Below are 17,781 nucleotides of genomic sequence, written 5' to 3'. Positions count from 1 at the left end.
GGGCGTGCCGGGGGCCGGTTCTGGGCGGGGTGTCCGTGGAGGGGCTTTGGCCGGGGCGGGCGGTGGTTCGGTGTCCCGGTGTGTGGGGCCGGTGCCGGGGCCGCGGGCCTGACGGGGGTGCCATGCCGGTCCCGGCCCGGTGCAGGTGACGCTGAGGCGGAGGGGGCCGGCCGGGGTGCGTGGCTCAGGCCGGTTCCGGCGCCGTCAGCGCATGCTTCAGCGCGCGCAGGAAGCCGTCCGTCGTCGCACGGTCCCGTACCGCCAGGCGCAGCCACCCCTCGCCCAGCCCCGGGAACGTGTCCCCGCGCCGGACCGCGTATCCCAGGCCGCGCAACCGGTGCCGTACGGTGGCCGCGTCCGGGACGCCGACCAGGACGAAGGGGCCCTCGGCCGGACCGGCGACCCGCACCCCGGCACCGGCGAACTCCGCGAGCCCGGCGACCAGACGGTCCCGGTCGGCGGCGACGCGGTGGGCGGCGTGGGCGGCCTCCGCCAGCGCCCGCGGCGCCACGCACACCTCGGCCGCCGCCAGCGCGGGCGTGGACACCGGCCACAGGGGCTGCGCGCGCTCCAGTTCGGCGATCGTCTCCGGGTCGGCCAGGACGTAGCCGATGCGCAGTCCCGCCAGCCCCCAGGTCTTGGTGAGGCTGCGCAGGACGACCAGGCCGGGTACGTCCGTCCGCCCGGCCAGCGCCTCCCGCTCGCCCGGCACCGCGTCCATGAACGCCTCGTCCACGACCAGGGTCCGCCCGGGCCGGGCCAGCGACGCGAGTACGCCCGCCGGGTGCAGCACCGAGGTGGGGTTCGTCGGGTTGCCGACCACCACCAGGTCGGCGTCCTCGGGGACGGCGGCCGGGGCGAGGCGGAAGCCGTCCGCAGCCCGCAGCAACACCCGCTCGACCGTGTGCCCCGCGTCCCGCAGCGCCGCCTCGGGCTCGGTGAACTGGGGGTGCACCACCACCGGCCGGAGCACCTTCAGCGCCCGCGCCAGCAGCACGAACGCCTCCGCCGCCCCCGCCGTCAGCAGCACCCGCTCCACCGGCAGCCCGTGCCGCGCCGCCACCGCCGCCCGCGCGGCCCGCCCGTCCGGGTAGGCGGCGAGCGAGCCGAGCGAGGCGGCGACGTGCTCACGCAGCCAGGCCGGGGGAGTGTCCGCGCGGACGTTCACCGCGAGGTCCACCAGCGCCGCACCGGCGTCGCGCACCTCCGCGTCCCCGTGGTGCCGAAGGTCCGGGCCGCTCCCCCAGCCGCCCCCGGACCCGGCCTCAGTGTGCATGGGAATGTGCGTGTCCATGCCCGTGATGGTGCCCGTGGTGGTGGTCGCCGTCGTCGTCGGGGTGGAAGTGCGGCTGCTGCGGCAGCCCCACCTTGTCCTCGAACCCCGGCAGCGCGATCCGGTACACGCAGCTGTCGCAGTTCATCCGCAGGTCGCCCTTGACCGCCTCCTCGTACCGCTCCCACACCAGGTCGAGCAGCTCCGGCTCGGGGCCGATCACGTCGGCCGACCGCACCTCGGTCTCCGGGTTCGCGGCGGCCCACTCCTCGGTCTGGTCCCGGACCCGGTCCGGGAGGATGCCGGTGAACAGGAAGTAGGGCAGGACGACGACCCGCCGCGCCCCCAGCCGCACGCACCGGTCCAGGCCGCCCGGCACGTCCGGCTCCGCCAGCGACACGAACGCCGTCTCCACGGCCGCGTAACCACGCCCCTCCCACAGCAGCCGCGCCGCCTTGAACACCTCGGCGTTGGCGTCCGGGTCCGTCGACCCGCGCCCCACCAGCAGCACGGTCACCTCGGACGGGTCCCAGGCCGGGTCGACCGCCTCGGCGAGGCGCCGCTCCAGCACCCGCAGCAGTGCCGGGTGGGGGCCCAACGGGCGCCCGTAGGTGTAGGAGATGCCGGGGTGGCGCTCCCGCTCGCGGGACAGCGCCGCCGGGATGTCGCCCTTGGCGTGCCCGGCGGACACCAGCATCAGCGGCACGGCGGCGAACCGGCGCACCCCGCGCTCCACCAGCTCCGTGACCGCGTCGCCCAGCGGCGGCGGGGACAGCTCGATGAAGCCGCCCGCGACGGGCAGTTCGGGGTGGCGTCGGCCCAGCTCGCGCACGAAGTCGCGGAACGCCTCGGCTCCGGCCTCGTCCCGGGTGCCGTGTCCGGCGATGAGCAGGGCGGGCGGGGTCGTCACAGGGTCTCCTCGGGTTTCTCGGATTCGGACGTCCCGGACACGGGCGTCCGGGAGGCGTCGGCGGGGGAACGGCGGGTGGCCGGGTCCTCCTGCCAGCGGTAGCCGCGCGGTGTCACCATGCGCCCGGCGATCTCCCGGGTCGCGGTGTTGCCCACCGTCACGACGGTCATCATGTCGACGGTCGCCGGGTCGAGCGCGGCGAGCGTCGACAGGCGGCTCGACTCGTCGGCGCGCGACGCGTTGCGCACGACGCCCACCGGAGTCGTCGGCTCCCGGTGCTCCGCGAGGATGGCCAGCGCCTTGGGCAGCTGCCAGTCGCGGCCCCGGCTGCGCGGGTTGTAGAACGTCACGACGAGGTCCGCCTCCGCCGCCGCCCGCACCCGGCGCTCGATGACCTCCCACGGCGTGTGCAGGTCGGACAGGCTGATGGACACGTGGTCGTGGCCGAGCGGCGCGCCCAGGATCGCCCCGGCCGCCAGCGCCGCCGTCACGCCCGGCACCCCGACCACGTCGATGTCGTCGCTAGCCTCGGCCAGCGCGGGGGAGGCCATGGCGTACACCCCGGCGTCCCCGCTGCCGATCAGCGCGACGGCGTGCCCGCGCCGCGCCTCCTCGACCGCGGTCCGGGCCCGCTCCTCCTCCGCGCCGAGCCCCGACTCCAGCACACGCGTGCCGGGCCGCAGCAGATCGCGGACCTGGTCGACGTACTGGTCGAGCCCGACCAGCACCGACGCCCGCCGCAGCTCCGCCCGCGCCCGCGGCGTCACCAGGTCCCGGGCGCCGGGACCGAGCCCGACCACCGCGAGCCGCCCGCGCACCGGCCGCCGTACCACCGCACAGGTCGCCATCGCGGGCACCGCCGCCGACTTCCGCTTGGGCACGAGGAGTTCGCCCCCGCGCACCAGCGCCGCCGCCTCCGCGACCGACGGGGTGCCCACGGCCGCCAGCGGGGCGTCGGACGGGTTGGGCACCTCGACGCCCGCCAACTCGTCGGCGGGGTACGTCACCAGGGGTACGCCCAGCCGCTCGGCGGCCCCGACGATCCCGGGCTCCTCCGCCTTGGCGTCCACGGTGGCCAGGAAGGCGACCGACGCGGCCGACAGCCCCGCCCCGCGCAGGGCGGCCTCCACCAGGGCGAGGACCTCGTCCACCGGCGCCCCCCTGGACGCGCCGACCCCGACGACCAGGGACGGCGGACGCAGGACGACCTCGCCCTCCGACGGTGCCACCGCACGGTCCGTCACCCGGACGACGCAGGCACCCTCCGCGCCGGCCGGCAACGGCGGCAGCGGCCAGGCCACGTCCGCGCGCAGCGCCACCGGCTCGCCGTCCAGCAGGGCCCGCGACACCCCGGCGACATCGCCCTCCACGGGCAGCCCGAGCGTGTCCAGACCGGCCAGCCCGACCGCGTCGGTCGCCGTCGTCACCACCGGCTCCGCGCCCAGCACCTCGCCGACCGCGCGGGCGAGTTCGTTCGCGCCGCCCCCGTGCCCGCCGACCAGCGACACGGCGAACCGCCCGCCCTCGTCGACGCACACCACACCCGGGTCGGTCCGCTTGTCGTCCAGCAGCGGCGCCACGAGCCGGACCACGGCCCCCGTGGCCAGGAAGCACACCAGCCGCTCGCACTCGGCGAACGCGGACCGCACGGCGTCCGCGACGGGACCCTCGTACACCCGCGTGCGGTCCGGCCAGGCCGCGGCCAGCCGGTCCCGCGCCGCCGCTCCCGCCGACGTGGCGGAAATGAGGCCGATCAAGGGGCAACTCCTTCGGTACGGCTGTGCGGCCTCACGCCCCACAGCAGGAAGACGGGATTGGTGGCCGCGAGCCGGGTCACGTCCCCCGGCAGCGGCGCGAGCCGCGAGGACTGCAGCAGCACCCCGTCGCAGTCGAGGCCCGCGCCCAGCAGCGCCTCGCGGGCCGCCGGCACCCGGTCGAGCGCGGCCACGGCGACGACCACGGAGCGCCGGGCCCGACGGGCGCACTCGGCGACGATCGCGGGCAGTTCGCGCCCGCCACCGCCCACGAACACCGCGTCCGGGTCCTCGCCCAGGCCGGACAGCACCGCGGGCGCCACGCCGTGCACCACCCGCACGTCGACACCGTGCGCGGCGGCGTTGGCGCGGACCCGCCCGACACCGTCCGGCGTCTTCTCGACGGCGGTGACGGCGGCACCCAGCCGCGCGCACTCCACGGCGACCGACCCGGAGCCCGCGCCGACGTCCCACACCAGGTCTCCGGGGCGCGGCCCGAGGCGGGCCAGCGCCAGCGCCCGCACCTCGAACTTGGTGATCATCGAGTCCCGGTGCGCGAACGCGTCCTCCTCCAGCGCCCACCCGGCGGGCCCGGGCCGCGGCCCCGCGACCGCCCGCACCGGCCCCAGCGCCCGCGCCTCGTCCAGGCACAGCACCACGCTCACCGCCGTACCCCAGTCCCGGGCGGCGGCCTCGGCGGGCGTCACCCGCTCCACCCGCTCCTCGGCCGAACCCAGCGCGGAGGCGACGACCAACACCCGCCCGTCCGACCCGAGCGCGGCCCCCAGCTCCGCCGGACCGGCCCCGGGCCCCGTCAGCACGGCGACCTTCGGGTGCGCCCGGCACAGGTGCACCGCCGTCCGCAGGTCCCGCCCGTGCGCGCTCGCCACCACGGCGTCGTCCCACGGCAGGCCGGCCCGCGCGAAGGCCGCGGCGACGGAGGAGACCCCGGGCCGCACCTCCAGCCGCTCCGGACCGAACCGCTCGGCCAGCGCCCGCACGATCCCGAAGAACCCCGGATCACCGGAGGCCAGCACGGTCACCGGCCGCTCCTCGGCGACGTACTCCGCGACCGTGTCCAGGGCGGGCGCCAACGCTCCCAGAACGACCGTCCGCGCCCCCTGCGGCAGCCGTACGGCGTCCAGGTGTCGCCGCCCGCCGACGACCAGCTCCGCACCCGCGGCGACCTCCGCGCCGGGCACCGCGCCGGTCCCCGTCCCGACCACGGTGATCACGTGCTCGCACCCCGCGAGCGCAGTTCCCGGCGCGCCGCGGGGTCGGCCCTGCGGTAGCCGTGGAAGTGCCCCGGGTGGTACAGGTGCGAGCGGGTGCCGTGCGCGTCGAGGGCCGGCCCGACCAGGAACAGCGTGTGCTTCCAGAGCTTGTGCTCCTTGACCGTCTCCTCCAGCGTCCCGATCGTGCACCGCACGACCAGTTCCTCCGGCCAGGTGGCCTGGTAGGCGACGACGACCGGGGTGTCGGTCGGATAACCGCCCTCCAGCAGCTCCCGCACCAGCTGGCCGCTGCGGGCCGCCGACAGGAAGACCGCCATGGTCGTGCCGTGCTTCGCGAACTCCCGGACCTCCTCCCCGGGCGGCATCGGCGTCTTGCCCCCGCCGAGCCGGGTGAGGACCACGGACTGCGCGACCTCGGGGATGGTCAGCTCCCGCTGCGCGAGCGCGGCGACGGCGGAGAACGCCGAGACGCCGGGCACCACCTCGGTCGCGATGCCGATCTCCGCACACCGGTCCAGCTGCTCCTGCGTACCGCCCCACAACGCCGGGTCGCCGGAGTGGATACGGGCCACCCGCAGCCCCTCCTCGCGCGCCCGCCGGTACACGGCGACGACGTCCTCCAGCGACATCGCCGCCGAGTCCAGCACCTCGGCGCCCTCCCGCGCGTGCTGGAGCACCTCCGCCTGGACGAGGCTCGCCGCCCAGATCACCACGTCCGCCTCGGCGATGGCGCGCGCCGCCCGGAACGTCAGCAGATCGGCGGCGCCGGGACCGGCACCGACGAAGGTCACCCTGGCCTCGGAATCCATCGTTTTCGGTCCTCTCCTGTGCGTCCTGCGCATATTTACTGCGGTTGCTGCTGTCGTACGCGCGTGAACGCGACGTGATCGGATACCAAGGGCCCATGGCGGTCTTCGTCGCGCTCGGCGCGTTCCTGATGACGCTGGCCGGCGGCTGGACGGCACAGCGCGTGACCGACCGGCGCCACCTGGTCCTGGGCCTGGCCGGCGGCCTCATGCTGGGCGTGGTCGGCCTCGACCTGCTGCCGGAGGCCCTTCAGGCGGCGGGCGACGAGGTGTTCGGCGTGCCCGCGGCGCTGCTGCTCTTCGTCGCCGGATTCCTGCTGGCGCACCTGGTGGAACGCCTGCTGGCGGCCCGCCGTGCCGCACACGGCGCCGACGAGCACGGACACCGCGCGCCCGAGGTGGGCCTGACGGCCGCGGCCGCGATGGTCGGGCACAGCGCCATGGACGGCGTGGCGATCGGCGCCGCCTTCCAGGTCGGCGGCGGCATGGGCGCCGCGGTCGCGATGGCGGTGATCGCCCACGACTTCGCGGACGGATTCAACACCTACACACTCACCAGCCTGTACGGCAACGCCCGCCGCCGCGCCATCGCGATGCTGGTCGCCGACGCGATCGCCCCCGTCGTCGGCGCGGCCTCCACCCTGCTCTTCACCATCCCGGAGGGCGCGCTCGGCGCCTATCTCGGCCTGTTCGGCGGTGTGCTCCTCTACCTCGCCGCGGCCGAGATCCTCCCCGAGGCCCACCACGAGCACCCCGCCCGCTCGACCCTGCTGTGCACGATCGCGGGCGCGGCGTTCATCTGGCTGGTCGTGGGCATCGCCGAGTGAACCGCGTGAGCCGTCACGCGCGCTCACAGCTTCCCGCCCCGCCCGCCCGCGCGCCGCGCGGGCGCGATGAGCGTCGACAGATACGGCAGCGGCGCCCCGTCCAGCTCACCGGCCGGCCGTACGGACTCCTCCGCGAGCCCCAGCGCCGACCCCCACACGGCGTCGTCCAGCCGCCCGCTCTCCCGCAGCGCCTCGGCCACCTCGGCCGCCTGCCGACCGAACTTGTAGGCGACGACCGTGCCGGGCCCGTGCAGGGCCTCCTTGAGCACGGCGGCCCCCGCCGTGACCGGCACCAGCGTCAACGGCTCGGTGCCCTCGGTCAGCACGGCCCCCGACCGTGCCGCCAGGTCCTGCATGGCGGTGATCCCGGGGACCGTCTCCACAACGGTCCCCGGCACCAGCGCGCCCACGGTCTGCGCGAGATAGGTGAAGGTCGAGTACACGTTGGGATCGCCGATGGTCGCGAAGGCGACGGCCGCGTGCTCCCGCAGCAGCCCGGCCACACGCTCCCCGGCCGCGTCCCAGGCCGCCTCGCGCCGCGCCCGGTCGGTGCGCTCGTTCAGCGCGAACACGACCCGTACGACCTTCTCGGCGCCCACGTAGTGCAGCACCGTCGTCTCGGCCCGTCCCCGCTCCCCGGTGTCCATGACGGGCACGACCACGACATCGGCGTCCCGCAGCGCGTTGACGCCCTTCACGGTCACCAGTTCGGGGTCCCCGGGCCCGACCCCCACCCCGATCAGCCTGCTGCTCATGACGTCCGGCACCTCTCCACGAACCGACGGGCGACACCGGGCTCGGCCGCCCAGTGCGTGTGCAGATAGCTCGCGTGCACACCGCGCTCCACGAATCCCTCGACGCGCCGCTCGGGCGCCCGCATCCCCCACGCCGGCGCCGCCCCGGCCCCCGGCTCCACGACCGTCCGGTGGAACTCGTGTCCCCGCATCCGCGTCCCCGCGCCGGCCAGCGCGCTGTCGGACACGGCCACGGCGTCCCGGTAGCCCAGGGTCAGGCGCTCCGACATCCGGGCGGAGGCGTCCAGCACCCCGCACATCGGCGAGCCGTCCAGCTCGCGGCACAGGTACAGCAGCCCCGCACACTCGGCGGCTACGGGAGCACCGCCGAGCGCCAGCTCGGCGACGGACTTCCGCAGCCCTTCGTTGGCGGACAGCTCCGAGGCGTACACCTCCGGGAACCCGCCCCCGATGACGAGTCCGGCGGTCCCCTCGGGCAGCTCCTCGTCCCGCAGCGGATCGAACGTGACCACCTCCGCCCCGGCGGCGGCGAGCAGCTCGGTGTGCTCGGCGTAGGAGAACGTGAAGGCGGGTCCACCGGCAACGGCGACGCGCTCCCTCAGCCCGTCCGGCGCTTGAGGACGAGGCCGTCCAGGCCGAAGCGGGGGTCTGGGGGCAGCAGCCCCCAGGGACGGGACGGGAAGAGGCGGCGGGGGCGGGGAAGCCAAGGCCTCACCCGCGTCCCAAGCCGCACAGGACAACGCACCGGCACTACGCGCCAGCCCGGCCAACGCCTCCAGATCGCACCCGTCGGCGACCTGCTCGGCCATCGCCGCAACCGCCTCCACCGCCTGCGAACGCCGCTCGGCGACAGGCACCAGCCCCAGATGCCGAGAAGGCGTCTCCACGGGCGCGGCCCGCCGCAACACCCCCAGCACCGGCACCCCGACGGAGTCCACCGCCTCCCGCACCAACGCCTCGTGCCGGTCCGACGCGACCTTGTTCAGGATCACGCCCCCGATCCGCACCTCCGGGTCCCAGGACACGAACCCGTGCACCAGCGCCGCCACCGACCGCGACTGCGACGACGCGTCCACGACCAGCACCACCGGTGCCCGCAGCAGCTTCGCGACCTGCGCGGTGGACGCCAGCTCGCCCTCCCCGGCGGCCCCGTCGTACAGCCCCATCACGCCCTCGACCACGGCGATGTCGCACCCGCGCGCCCCGTGCAGGAACAACGGCCCGATCAGCTCGGGCCCGCACAGGTAGGCGTCGAGGTTGCGGCCCACCCGCCCGGTGGCCAGCGCGTGGTACCCGGGGTCGATGTAGTCCGGCCCGACCTTGTGCGGGGACACGTCGAGGCCCCGCGCGGCGAGCGCGGCCATCAGCCCGGTGGCGACGGTGGTCTTGCCGCTGCCAGACGAAGGCGCGGCGATGACCAACCGGGGCACGACGGAGTCGGAGGAAGTCACCACTCGATGCCCCTCTGCCCCTTCTGCCCCGCGTCCATCGGATGCTTGACCTTGGACATGTCGGTGACGAGATCGGCGAAGCCGACGAGGGCGTCGGGCGCGTTCCGCCCGGTGATCACGACGTGCTGGGTCCCCGGCCGCTCACGCAGCACGGACACCACCTCGTCGGTGTCGACCCACCCCCAGTGCATCGGATAGGCGAACTCGTCCAGCACGTACAGCTTGTACGTCTCGGCGGCCAGATCCCGCTTGACCTGCTCCCAGCCCTCCCGGGCCTTCTCCTCGTTGTCCAGCTGCGCGTCGCGCTGGACCCAGGACCAGCCCTCGCCCATCTTGTGCCAGTCGACCGACCCGCCCTCGCCGCTGGCGCCCAGCACCCGCAGGGCGTTCTCCTCGCCGACCTTCCACTTGGCCGACTTGACGAACTGGAACACCCCGATCGGCCACCCCTGGTTCCAGGCGCGCAGCGCCAGCCCGAAGGCGGCGGTGGACTTGCCCTTCCCGATGCCCGTGTGCACGACGACCAGCGGACGGTTGCGCCGCTGTCGGGTCGTCAGTCCGTCCTCCGGTACGACACTCGGCTTCCCCTGCGGCATTACGCGGCCCTCCTGCTGCCCTGCACGTCCTTCACGAGACCGGCGATCGAGTCCGCCCGCAGCTCGTCCAGCGTCACCGCCGTACCGCCCAGCTCACCCGCGAGCCGCCCGGCGAGCCCGAGCCGCACGGGCCCCGACTCGCAGTCCACGACCACCGAGGCGGTTCCCTCGGCCGCGAACAGCCGCGCCGCACGCCCCGCCAGCGCGACGGGCTCCGGGCCACCGGTCGCCCGCCCGTCCGTCACCACCACGACCAGCGCCCGCCGCGCCGGGTCCCGCAACCGTTCCACCCGCAGCACCTCGTGCGCCTTGAGCAGCCCGGCCGCCAGCGGCGTACGCCCCCCGGTCGGCAGCGACTCCAGGCGGACCGCCGCCGCGTCCACCGACGAGGTCGGCGGCAGGGCGACATCGGCGGCCGAACCCCGGAAGGTCACCAGCCCCACCTTGTCCCGCCGCTGGTACGCGTCCAGCAGCAGCGACAGCACGGCACCCTTGACGGCACTCATCCGCTGCCGCGCGGCCATGGACCCGGAGGCGTCCACGACGAACAGCACGAGGTTGCCCTCACGCCCCTCGCGGCTCGCCTGCCGCAGATCGTCCCGGCGCACCACAAGACCCGGCCCGCTGCGCCCCCGCGCCCGCTGGTGCGGGGCGGCGGCCTGCACGGTCGCCGCCAGGTGCAGCTTGGTCAGCGCCCCCCGGGGACGCCGGGCCCCGATGGTCCGCCCGTACTCGGTCCGCGCCCGCGAACGCCGCCCGGCGGCACCCTCGCCGAGCCCCGGCACGCTCAGCACCCTGGTCCGGAACGGCTCGGCGGCCCGCACGGGGGACTGCTCACCGGCACCGCCGGACGGCTGCGGCTCCCCGCCCTCCCCGGCCTCGGGCCGCGCGGCGGTGTCGCCGTCGCCCTGCGGCGCGTCGTCGGGCTCCGGCTGCCCGCCGGGACCGCCCCCGGGGCCCGGATCGGGATCGTCGTCTCCGCCTCCGTCCCCGTCCGACCCGCCGAACTCCTCCAGCGTCTCGTCGAGCTTGTCCTCGTCCAACCCCGGCGCGTCGAAGGGATTGCGCCGCCGCCGATGAGGCAGCGCCAGCAGCGCCGCCTGCCGCACGTCCTCCGCGAGCACCTCCGTGCGCCCGGCCCACGCCGCAAGCGCCGTCGCCGTCCGCGCCATCACGATGTCGGCCCGCATGCCGTCCACCTCGAAGGCGGCACAGGTCGCCGCGATCTGCCGCAGCGCCCCGTCGCCCAGACGCACCGACGGCAGCAGTTCCCGCGCCGCCACGATCCGCGCCCGTACGGCGGCCTCCTCGTCGGCCCAGCGCGCGGCGAAGGCGGCCGGGTCGTCGTCGTGGGCGAGCCGGCGCCGTACGACCTCCACCCGCTGGTCGGGCTCCCGCGAGGCGGCGACCTCGACGGTCAGCCCGAACCGGTCCAGCAACTGCGGACGCAGCTCGCCCTCTTCGGGATTCATGGTCCCGACCAGCAGGAACTTGGAGGCGTGCCGCACGGACACGCCCTCGCGCTCGACGTAGGAGGCGCCCATGGCGGCTGCGTCCAACAGCAGGTCCACGAGGTGGTCGTGGAGCAGGTTGACCTCGTCGACGTAGAGGATGCCGCGGTGCGCGTCGGCCAGCAGCCCCGGCTCGAAGGCCTTCACGCCCTCCGCCAGCGCCCGCTCGATGTCCAGGGCGCCCACCAGCCGGTCCTCGGACGCACCGACGGGCAGCTCGACCATCCGCGCGGGCCGGGACGCGAAGGCGCCCGGCTCGTGCGGGCCGTCCGGGCAGGCGGGGTCGGGGGAGCCGGGGTCACAGGAGAAGCGGCACCCGGAGACGACGTCCACCTCCGGCATCAGCGCCGACAGGGCTCGCACGGCTGTGGACTTCGCGGTGCCCTTCTCACCACGGACCAGCACACCGCCGACGGCCGGGGAGACGGCGTTCAGCAGCAGTGCGAGCCGCAGGTCGTCCTGACCCACGACGGCCGTGAACGGGAACGGGGTACTCACTTGTCGTCGCCCTCCAAGTCGCCTTCGAGCTCCAGATAGGTGGCGCGCAGCCGCTCCAGCGTCTCCGCGTCCGGCTCGGCCCACAGGCCCCGGTCCGCGGCCTCCAGCAGCCGCTCGGTGATGCCGCGCAGCGCCCAGGGGTTGGACTTCCTCATGAAGTCCTGGTTCTCCTGCGAGAACACGTACTCGGCGGACAGCTTTTCGTACATCCAGTCATCGACCACGCCCGCTGTGGCGTCGTACCCGAAGAGGTAGTCCACGGTGGCCGCCATCTCGAAGGCGCCCTTGTAACCGTGCCGACGCATCGCCGCCATCCACCGCGGGTTGACCACGCGGGCCCGGAAGACCCGGTGCGTCTCCTCGCCCAACGTCCGCGTCTTCACCTGGTCCGGGGTGGCGGAGTCGCCGACGTACGCCTCCGGGCTCTCACCCGTCAGGTGGCGCACCATGGCGACCATGCCGCCGTGGTACTGGAAGTAGTCGTCGGCGTCGACGAGGTCGTGCTCGCGTGTGTCGACGTTCTTCGCCGCCACCGCGATCCGCCGGAACGCCGTCTCCATGTCCCCGCGCGCCGCCCGGCCGTCGAGCCCGCGTCCGTAGGCGTAGCCGCCCCACACCGCGTACACCTCGGCGAGGTCCGCGTCGCTGCGCCAGTTGCGGGCGTCGATCAGCGGGAGCAGACCCGCGCCGTACGCGCCCGGCTTGGAGCCGAAGATGCGGGACGTGGCGCGGCGCCGGTCGCCGTGCTCGGCGGTGTCCTCGTCGGCGTGCGCGCGGACGAAGTTCTGCGAGGCGGGCTCGTCCACCTCCGCCACCGCCCGCACCGCGTCGTCGATCAGCCCCACCACGTGCGGGAACGCGTCCCGGAAGAAGCCGGAGATGCGCACCGTGACGTCCACGCGCGGCCGGCCCAGTTCCGCGACCGGGACCACCTCGAAGCCCGTCACCCGGCGCGAGGCGTCGTCCCACACCGGACGGCAGCCCAGCAGGGCCAGGATCTCCGCGATGTCGTCGCCCTGGGTGCGCATCGCGGACGTGCCCCACACCGTGAGGCCGACCGACTTCGGATACTCGCCGGTGTCGTTCAGGTACCGCTGGATCAGCGAGTCCGCCAGCGACTGACCGACCTCCCAGCTCAGCCGGGACGGGATCGCCTTCGGGTCGACGGAGTAGAAGTTCCGGCCGGTCGGCAGGACGTTGACCAGGCCGCGGGTCGGCGAGCCCGACGGTCCGGCAGGCACGTAGCCGCCGTCCAGGGCACGCAGGATGTGCCCGATCTCGTCCGTCGTGCGGGCCAGCCGCGGTACGACCTCGGTGCAGGCGAACTCCAGCACGGCCACCGCGTCCGGGAGTCCGGCGCCCAGCACCTCGCGCACCAGCGCCGGTACGGCAGCCGTGTCCCAGGCCCGGGACTCCATCCCCTCGGCGAACCGCCGGCACAGCTGCTCCAGCAGGTCGATCGCGTCGGCGGCCGACCGCGCCGGACCGTCCACCAGCTCCGTCAGCTCCACCGGCACCTTCACGGGGGCGCCCGGCTCGGCCAGCAGCTCCTTCTCCACCAGGCCGAAGTGCTCGGCCAGGCAGGCCCGCAGGCCCGGCAGCGCGTTCGCCTGCCCGCCCCACACCTGCGAGGCGCGCAACACCGCCAGGACGAGGTTGACCCGCGGTTCGCCGACCGGGCCGCCGCCCAGGACGTGCAGGCCGTCGCGGATCTGCACGTCCTTGATCTCGCACAGGTAGCCGTCGATGTGCATGACGAACTCGTCGAACGCGTCGTCGTCCGGCTGGTCGTCCACGTGCAGGTCGTGGTGGAGCTCGGCGGCCTTGACCAGCGTCCAGATCTGCGCGCGGACCGCGGGCGCCTTCGTCGGGTCGAGGTCGGAGACGAGGGCGTACTCGTCGAGCAGCTGCTCCAGCTTGGCCAGGTCGCCGTAGGTGTCCGCGCGCGCCATCGGCGGCACCAGGTGATCGACGACGGTGGCGTGTCCGCGCCGCTTGGCCTGGGTGCCCTCGCCGGGGTCGTTCACGATGAACGGGTAGATCAGCGGCAGGTCGCCGAGGACGGCGTCCGGCGCGCAGCCCGCGCTCAGGCCGAGTCCCTTGCCCGGCAGCCACTCCATCGTGCCGTGCTTGCCCATGTGCACGATCGCGTCGGCGCCGAAGGTGTTGTCCAGCCAGCGGTAGGCGGCCATGTAGTGGTGCGACGGCGGCATGTCCGGGTCGTGGTAGATCGCGATCGGGTTCTCCCCGAAGCCGCGCGGCGGCTGGATCATGACGACGACGTTCCCGAACTGGAGGGAGGCCAGCACGATGTCGTCCCCGTCGACGTACAGCGACCCCGGCGGCTCGCCCCACGCCTCGGTCATCGCCTCCCGCAGCCGCGGGTCCAGCTTCTGGAACCAGGCCCGGTAGTCGGCCAGCGGCACCCGCGCGGGCGCGGCGGCGAGCTGGTCCTCCGTCAGCCACTCCACGTCGTGGCCGCCGGCCTCGATCAGCCGGTGGATCAGCTCGTCGCCCTCGGCCGGGTACCCGGTGACCCCGTACCCGGCGTCCCTGAGCGCGTCCAGCACCCGCACCGCCGACGCCGGGGTGTCGAGACCGACCGCGTTGCCGACACGGGAGTGCTTGGTCGGGTACGCCGTGAAGACCAGCGCGAGCCTCTTGTCGGCGTTCGCCTTGTGCCCGAGCGCCGCGTGCCGTACGGCGATCCCGGCGACCCGCCCGGCCCGCTCGGGGTCGGCGACGTACACCGGCACCTCGTCGGGCCCCTGCTCCTTGAAGGAGAACGGCACGGTGACCAGCCGTCCGTCGAACTCCGGAATGGCGACCTGCATCGCCGCGTCCATGGGGGAGAGGGCGGCGTCGGAAGCCTCCCAGGCGGCGCGGGAGGAGGTGAGGCAGAGCCCTTGCAGCACCGGCACGTCCAGGTCGGCCAGCGCCCCGATGTCCCACGCCTCCTCGTCACCGCCCGCCGAGGCCTGCGAGGCGTGCGTGCCGCCCGCCGCGAGGACCGTGGCGATCAGGGCGTCGGTCCGGCCCAGCAGCTCGTACAGGCCGGGGTCCGCGCCGCGCAGCGAACCGCAGTACACGGGCAGGGCGTTGGCGCCGCGCGCCTCGATCGCGTCGCAGAGCGTGTCGACGAACGCGGTGTTGCCGCTCAGCTGGTGGGCGCGGTAGAAGAGCACGCCGACCGTCGGGCGCCCCGCCACGACGTCCCGGGAGCCGTGGACGCCGTACTCCGGCATCTTCAGCGGCTCGTCGAAGCCCTCGCCGGTCAGCAGCACCGTGTCCGACAGGAAGCGGGCGAGCTGGGTGAGGTTGTCCGGGCCGCCCTCGACCAGGTAGCGCAGCGCCTGCGCCACCACCCCGGCCGGGACCGACGACTCGGCCATCAGTTCCGCGTCCGGCACGCTCTCGCCGCCGAGCAGCACGGTCGGGATGCGGGCGGCCCTCAGCGCGGCCAGCCCGTCCTCCCAGGCGCGTTTGCCGCCCAGCAGGCGCACGACGGCGAGGTCCGCGCCCTCGACCAGGCCCGGCAGCTCGTCCCGGACGTCGACCCGGGTCGGGTTGCCGATCCGGTAGGCGGCGTCCGACGCGCGGGCCGCCAGCAGGTCCGTGTCGGCGGTCGACAACAACAGCACTGTGCTCATGCGGGCGCTCCCGGTGGAATGAAGGGCAGTCCTTGTGGCGCGCCGGACTCGATGAGCCGCCACAGCGCGTCGGTGTCCGCGTGGTGTTCGATCAGGTCGCCGAGCCGGTCGAGCTGCTCCTCGCGCAGCGCGGCGAACGATGTGTCGGGGGCCGGCACGAAGCGGCGGCCCGCGGCGGCGGCCACCTCGCGCAGGAACGCCCGCCGGAAGCCGTCCGACTCCAGCGAGCCGTGCCAGTGCGTGCCCCAGGTCTGCCCGGTCCGGCAGCCGTCCAAGAAGGGCTCGCCGTCCAGGACTTCGGCGACCCCGTGGTGGATCTCGTACCCCTCGACGCGCTCGCCGAGGGCCTCGCCGACGGGCCGGGTGAGGGTCTTCTCGCGGGCGAACCGCACCCGCACGGGCAGCAGTCCGAGCCCGTCCACGTGCCCGGCGCGCGACTCGACCTCGTCCTCGATGTGCTCGCCGAGGAGCTGGAAGCCGCCGCAGATCCCGAGCACCGGGCGGCCGTCGGCGGCCCTGCGGGCGATCGCGTCCGCCAGGCCCCGCTCCCGCAGCCACTGAAGCGCCCGTACCGTCCCGCGCGTCCCCGGCACGATCATCAGGTCGGCGTCGGCCAGCTCCTCCGGCCGGTCCACGAACCGCACCACGACACCGGGTTCGGCGGCCAGCGCGTCCACGTCAGTGAAGTTGGACATGAGGGGGACCGCGCAGACCGCGACCCGCAGCACGTCCTCGCCGACCGGCGGCGCGACGACCGACTCCCGTACGGTCCCGCGCAGGGAGACGCTCCCCCACGCTCGGCTTCGCTCGCGCGGGGGGACCCCCATCCCGTCCTCCTCGTCGATGCCGAGCCCGTGCCGGAACGGCAGCACGCCGTACGTACGTCGTCCGGTGAGCCCGTGCAGCATCTCCAGACCCGGCTCCAGCAGCGACACGTCGCCGCGGAACTTGTTCACCAGGAACCCGGCGACCAGCGCCTGGTCCTCGGGCGCCAGCAGCGCCACCGTGCCGAAGAAGGACGCGAAGACGCCCCCGCGGTCGATGTCGCCGACGACCAGGACCGGGAGTCCGGCGCCCCGGGCGATCCCCATGTTCACGATGTCGGTGCGGCGCAGGTTGATCTCGGCCGGGCTGCCCGCCCCCTCGCAGATCACCGCGTCGTACGTGCCGCGCAGTTCGGCCAGCGAGTCGAGCACCGTGCCGAGCAGCCGCTCCTGGCGCCCGCCGTGATAGCCGCGGGCGCTCATCTCGCCGACGGGCCTGCCGAGCAGCACGACCTGGCTGCTGCGCTCCCCGCCGGGCTTGAGGAGCACGGGGTTCATGTGCGCGGTCGGCTCCACCCGGCAGGCCTGGGCCTGCATGGCCTGCGCCCGCCCGATCTCCGCGCCCTCGCGGGTCACGAAGGAGTTCAGCGACATGTTCTGCGCCTTGAAGGGCGCCACCTTGACGCCCTGGCGCACCAGCCAGCGGCAGATCCCGGCGGTGACGACGCTCTTGCCGGCGTCGGAGGTGGTGCCGGCGACGAGCAGGCCACCGTTCATGACGTACGTCCCTTCCTGACGATGCCGCGCGCGAGCAGCCGCGCGCCCGCGCACACGCCCAGCGCCAGCCAGCCCACGCGCCGGGACAGCCGTACCGCCCGGTCGATGTCGCCGGAACCGGCCCGTACGGGGCGGCCGGCGGCGCCGTTGAGGACGGGCCGGTGCTCGACCCGTCCGCCGTAGGAGAGCGTCCCGCCGAGCCGCACGCCCAGGGCGCCCGCGAAGGAGGCCTCCACGGGCCCGGCGTTGGGGCTCGGGTGCCGGTCGGCGTCCGCGCGCCAGGCCCGTACGGCGCCCCGCGGATCGCCCCCGGCCACGGTGGCCAGGACGGCGGTGAGGCGGGCGCCCGGCCAGCCCGCGAGGTCGTCCAGGCGGGCCGAGGCCCAGCCGTAGCGGCGGTACCTGGGCGACCTGTGGCCGACCATGGCGTCCAGCGTGTTGACGGCCCGGAAGCCGAGCAGCCCGGGCACACCCGCCACGGCGCCCCACACCAGGGCGCCCACCACCGCGTCCGAGGTGTTCTCCGCGACGGACTCCACGACGGCCCTGGCGATGCCGTCGGCGTCCAGCGCCTGCGGGTCCCGCCCGCACAGGTGCGGCAGCCGCGTCCGCGCCGCCTCGACGTCCCCCGCCTCCAGGGCCCGGCCGATCGCGGCGGCCTCACGGGCGAGCGAGGTGCCGCCGACCACGGCCCAGGTGGCCGCGCCGGTCAGCGCGACGCGGGCGGCGGGGGAGCGGCGTACGGCGTGCGCGGCGGCCGCACCGAGGGCGACGGCGCCACCGGCGCACACGGCGGTGTGCAGGGCGCCCCAGCCCCGGTGGTCGCGCCACAGCACCTGTTCCACGGCGCCCGCGGCACGGCCGAACACGGCGACCGGGTGTCCGCGGCGCGGGTCGCCGAGGAGGAGGTCACCGAGGAGGCCGGCGGCGGCGCCGTACGCGAAGACGCGTCCGGCACGCATGGGCTCAGCCGG

13 protein-coding genes are annotated in these 17,781 nt (G+C 75.1%); 1 reads left to right on the top strand and 12 read right to left on the bottom strand.

Annotation, left to right across the window (positions count from 1 at the left end; translation table 11 throughout):
• Positions 1-184: 184 nt before the first annotated feature.
• From cobC to cobM, 5 genes are read right to left on the bottom strand one after another with little or no spacing between them, the layout of a single operon-like run.
• Positions 185-1,294 (bottom strand): Rv2231c family pyridoxal phosphate-dependent protein CobC, encoded by a 1,110-nt coding sequence (gene cobC / locus ACZ6IM_RS30450; RefSeq protein WP_469560814.1) that lies wholly within the window; start codon positions 1,292-1,294, stop codon positions 185-187.
• Positions 1,266-2,183 (bottom strand): sirohydrochlorin chelatase, encoded by a 918-nt coding sequence (locus ACZ6IM_RS30445; protein WP_052841837.1) that lies wholly within the window; start codon positions 2,181-2,183, stop codon positions 1,266-1,268. Before ACZ6IM_RS30445 ends, cobC begins: the two co-directional genes overlap by 29 nt.
• Positions 2,180-3,940, bottom strand: a complete 1,761-nt coding sequence (gene cobJ, locus ACZ6IM_RS30440; protein ID WP_052841836.1) for a precorrin-3B C(17)-methyltransferase — start codon at positions 3,938-3,940, stop codon at positions 2,180-2,182. Before cobJ ends, ACZ6IM_RS30445 begins: the two co-directional genes overlap by 4 nt.
• Positions 3,937-5,172 (bottom strand): precorrin-6y C5,15-methyltransferase (decarboxylating) subunit CbiE, encoded by a 1,236-nt coding sequence (cbiE, locus tag ACZ6IM_RS30435; RefSeq protein ID WP_469560809.1) that lies wholly within the window; start codon positions 5,170-5,172, stop codon positions 3,937-3,939. The genes cobJ and cbiE overlap by 4 nt, the downstream gene beginning before the upstream one ends.
• On the bottom strand, positions 5,169-5,981 hold the full coding sequence (gene cobM, locus ACZ6IM_RS30430) for a precorrin-4 C(11)-methyltransferase (protein ID WP_052841834.1): 813 nt from the start codon (positions 5,979-5,981) through the stop codon (positions 5,169-5,171). Before cobM ends, cbiE begins: the two co-directional genes overlap by 4 nt.
• 95 nt (positions 5,982-6,076) lie before the next feature.
• Here cobM and ACZ6IM_RS30425 point away from each other — a divergent pair, with 95 nt between their 5' ends.
• Complete coding sequence (locus tag ACZ6IM_RS30425; RefSeq protein WP_052841833.1) at positions 6,077-6,805, top strand: ZIP family metal transporter; 729 nt, start codon at positions 6,077-6,079, stop codon at positions 6,803-6,805.
• A 23-nt stretch (positions 6,806-6,828) separates the two neighbouring features.
• Here the strand turns inward: ACZ6IM_RS30425 and cobI are convergent, their stop codons facing one another.
• The 7 genes from cobI to ACZ6IM_RS30390 are packed head-to-tail and all read right to left on the bottom strand — an operon-like array spanning position 6,829 to position 17,769.
• Positions 6,829-7,560 carry a precorrin-2 C(20)-methyltransferase gene (gene cobI, locus ACZ6IM_RS30420; RefSeq protein ID WP_052841916.1) on the bottom strand — a complete coding sequence of 244 codons (732 nt, stop codon included), beginning with the start codon at positions 7,558-7,560 and terminating at the stop codon, positions 6,829-6,831.
• Positions 7,557-9,011 (bottom strand): cobyrinate a,c-diamide synthase, encoded by a 1,455-nt coding sequence (locus tag ACZ6IM_RS30415; RefSeq protein WP_469560804.1) that lies wholly within the window; start codon positions 9,009-9,011, stop codon positions 7,557-7,559. Before ACZ6IM_RS30415 ends, cobI begins: the two co-directional genes overlap by 4 nt.
• On the bottom strand, positions 9,008-9,607 hold the full coding sequence (cobO, locus tag ACZ6IM_RS30410; RefSeq protein WP_052841832.1) for a cob(I)yrinic acid a,c-diamide adenosyltransferase: 600 nt from the start codon (positions 9,605-9,607) through the stop codon (positions 9,008-9,010). The genes ACZ6IM_RS30415 and cobO overlap by 4 nt, the downstream gene beginning before the upstream one ends.
• A complete protein-coding gene (locus tag ACZ6IM_RS30405; RefSeq protein ID WP_469560801.1) occupies positions 9,607-11,616 on the bottom strand; it encodes a putative cobaltochelatase in 2,010 nt (669 codons plus the stop codon). The genes cobO and ACZ6IM_RS30405 overlap by 1 nt, the downstream gene beginning before the upstream one ends.
• The gene (gene cobN / locus ACZ6IM_RS30400; RefSeq protein WP_052841830.1) at positions 11,613-15,266 is read right to left on the bottom strand and encodes a cobaltochelatase subunit CobN; all 3,654 of its coding nucleotides are present in this window, start codon (positions 15,264-15,266) and stop codon (positions 11,613-11,615) included. Before cobN ends, ACZ6IM_RS30405 begins: the two co-directional genes overlap by 4 nt.
• Complete coding sequence (locus ACZ6IM_RS30395; RefSeq protein ID WP_469560797.1) at positions 15,263-16,807, bottom strand: cobyric acid synthase; 1,545 nt, start codon at positions 16,805-16,807, stop codon at positions 15,263-15,265. Before ACZ6IM_RS30395 ends, cobN begins: the two co-directional genes overlap by 4 nt.
• Positions 16,804-17,769, bottom strand: a complete 966-nt coding sequence (locus ACZ6IM_RS30390; protein WP_052841828.1) for a cobalamin biosynthesis protein — start codon at positions 17,767-17,769, stop codon at positions 16,804-16,806. Before ACZ6IM_RS30390 ends, ACZ6IM_RS30395 begins: the two co-directional genes overlap by 4 nt.
• Positions 17,770-17,781: the final 12 nt, after the last annotated feature.

The sequence above is a fragment of the Streptomyces sp. NPDC042336 genome, assembly GCF_055581985.1.
This window is presented reverse-complemented; position numbering and strand designations above follow the sequence as displayed.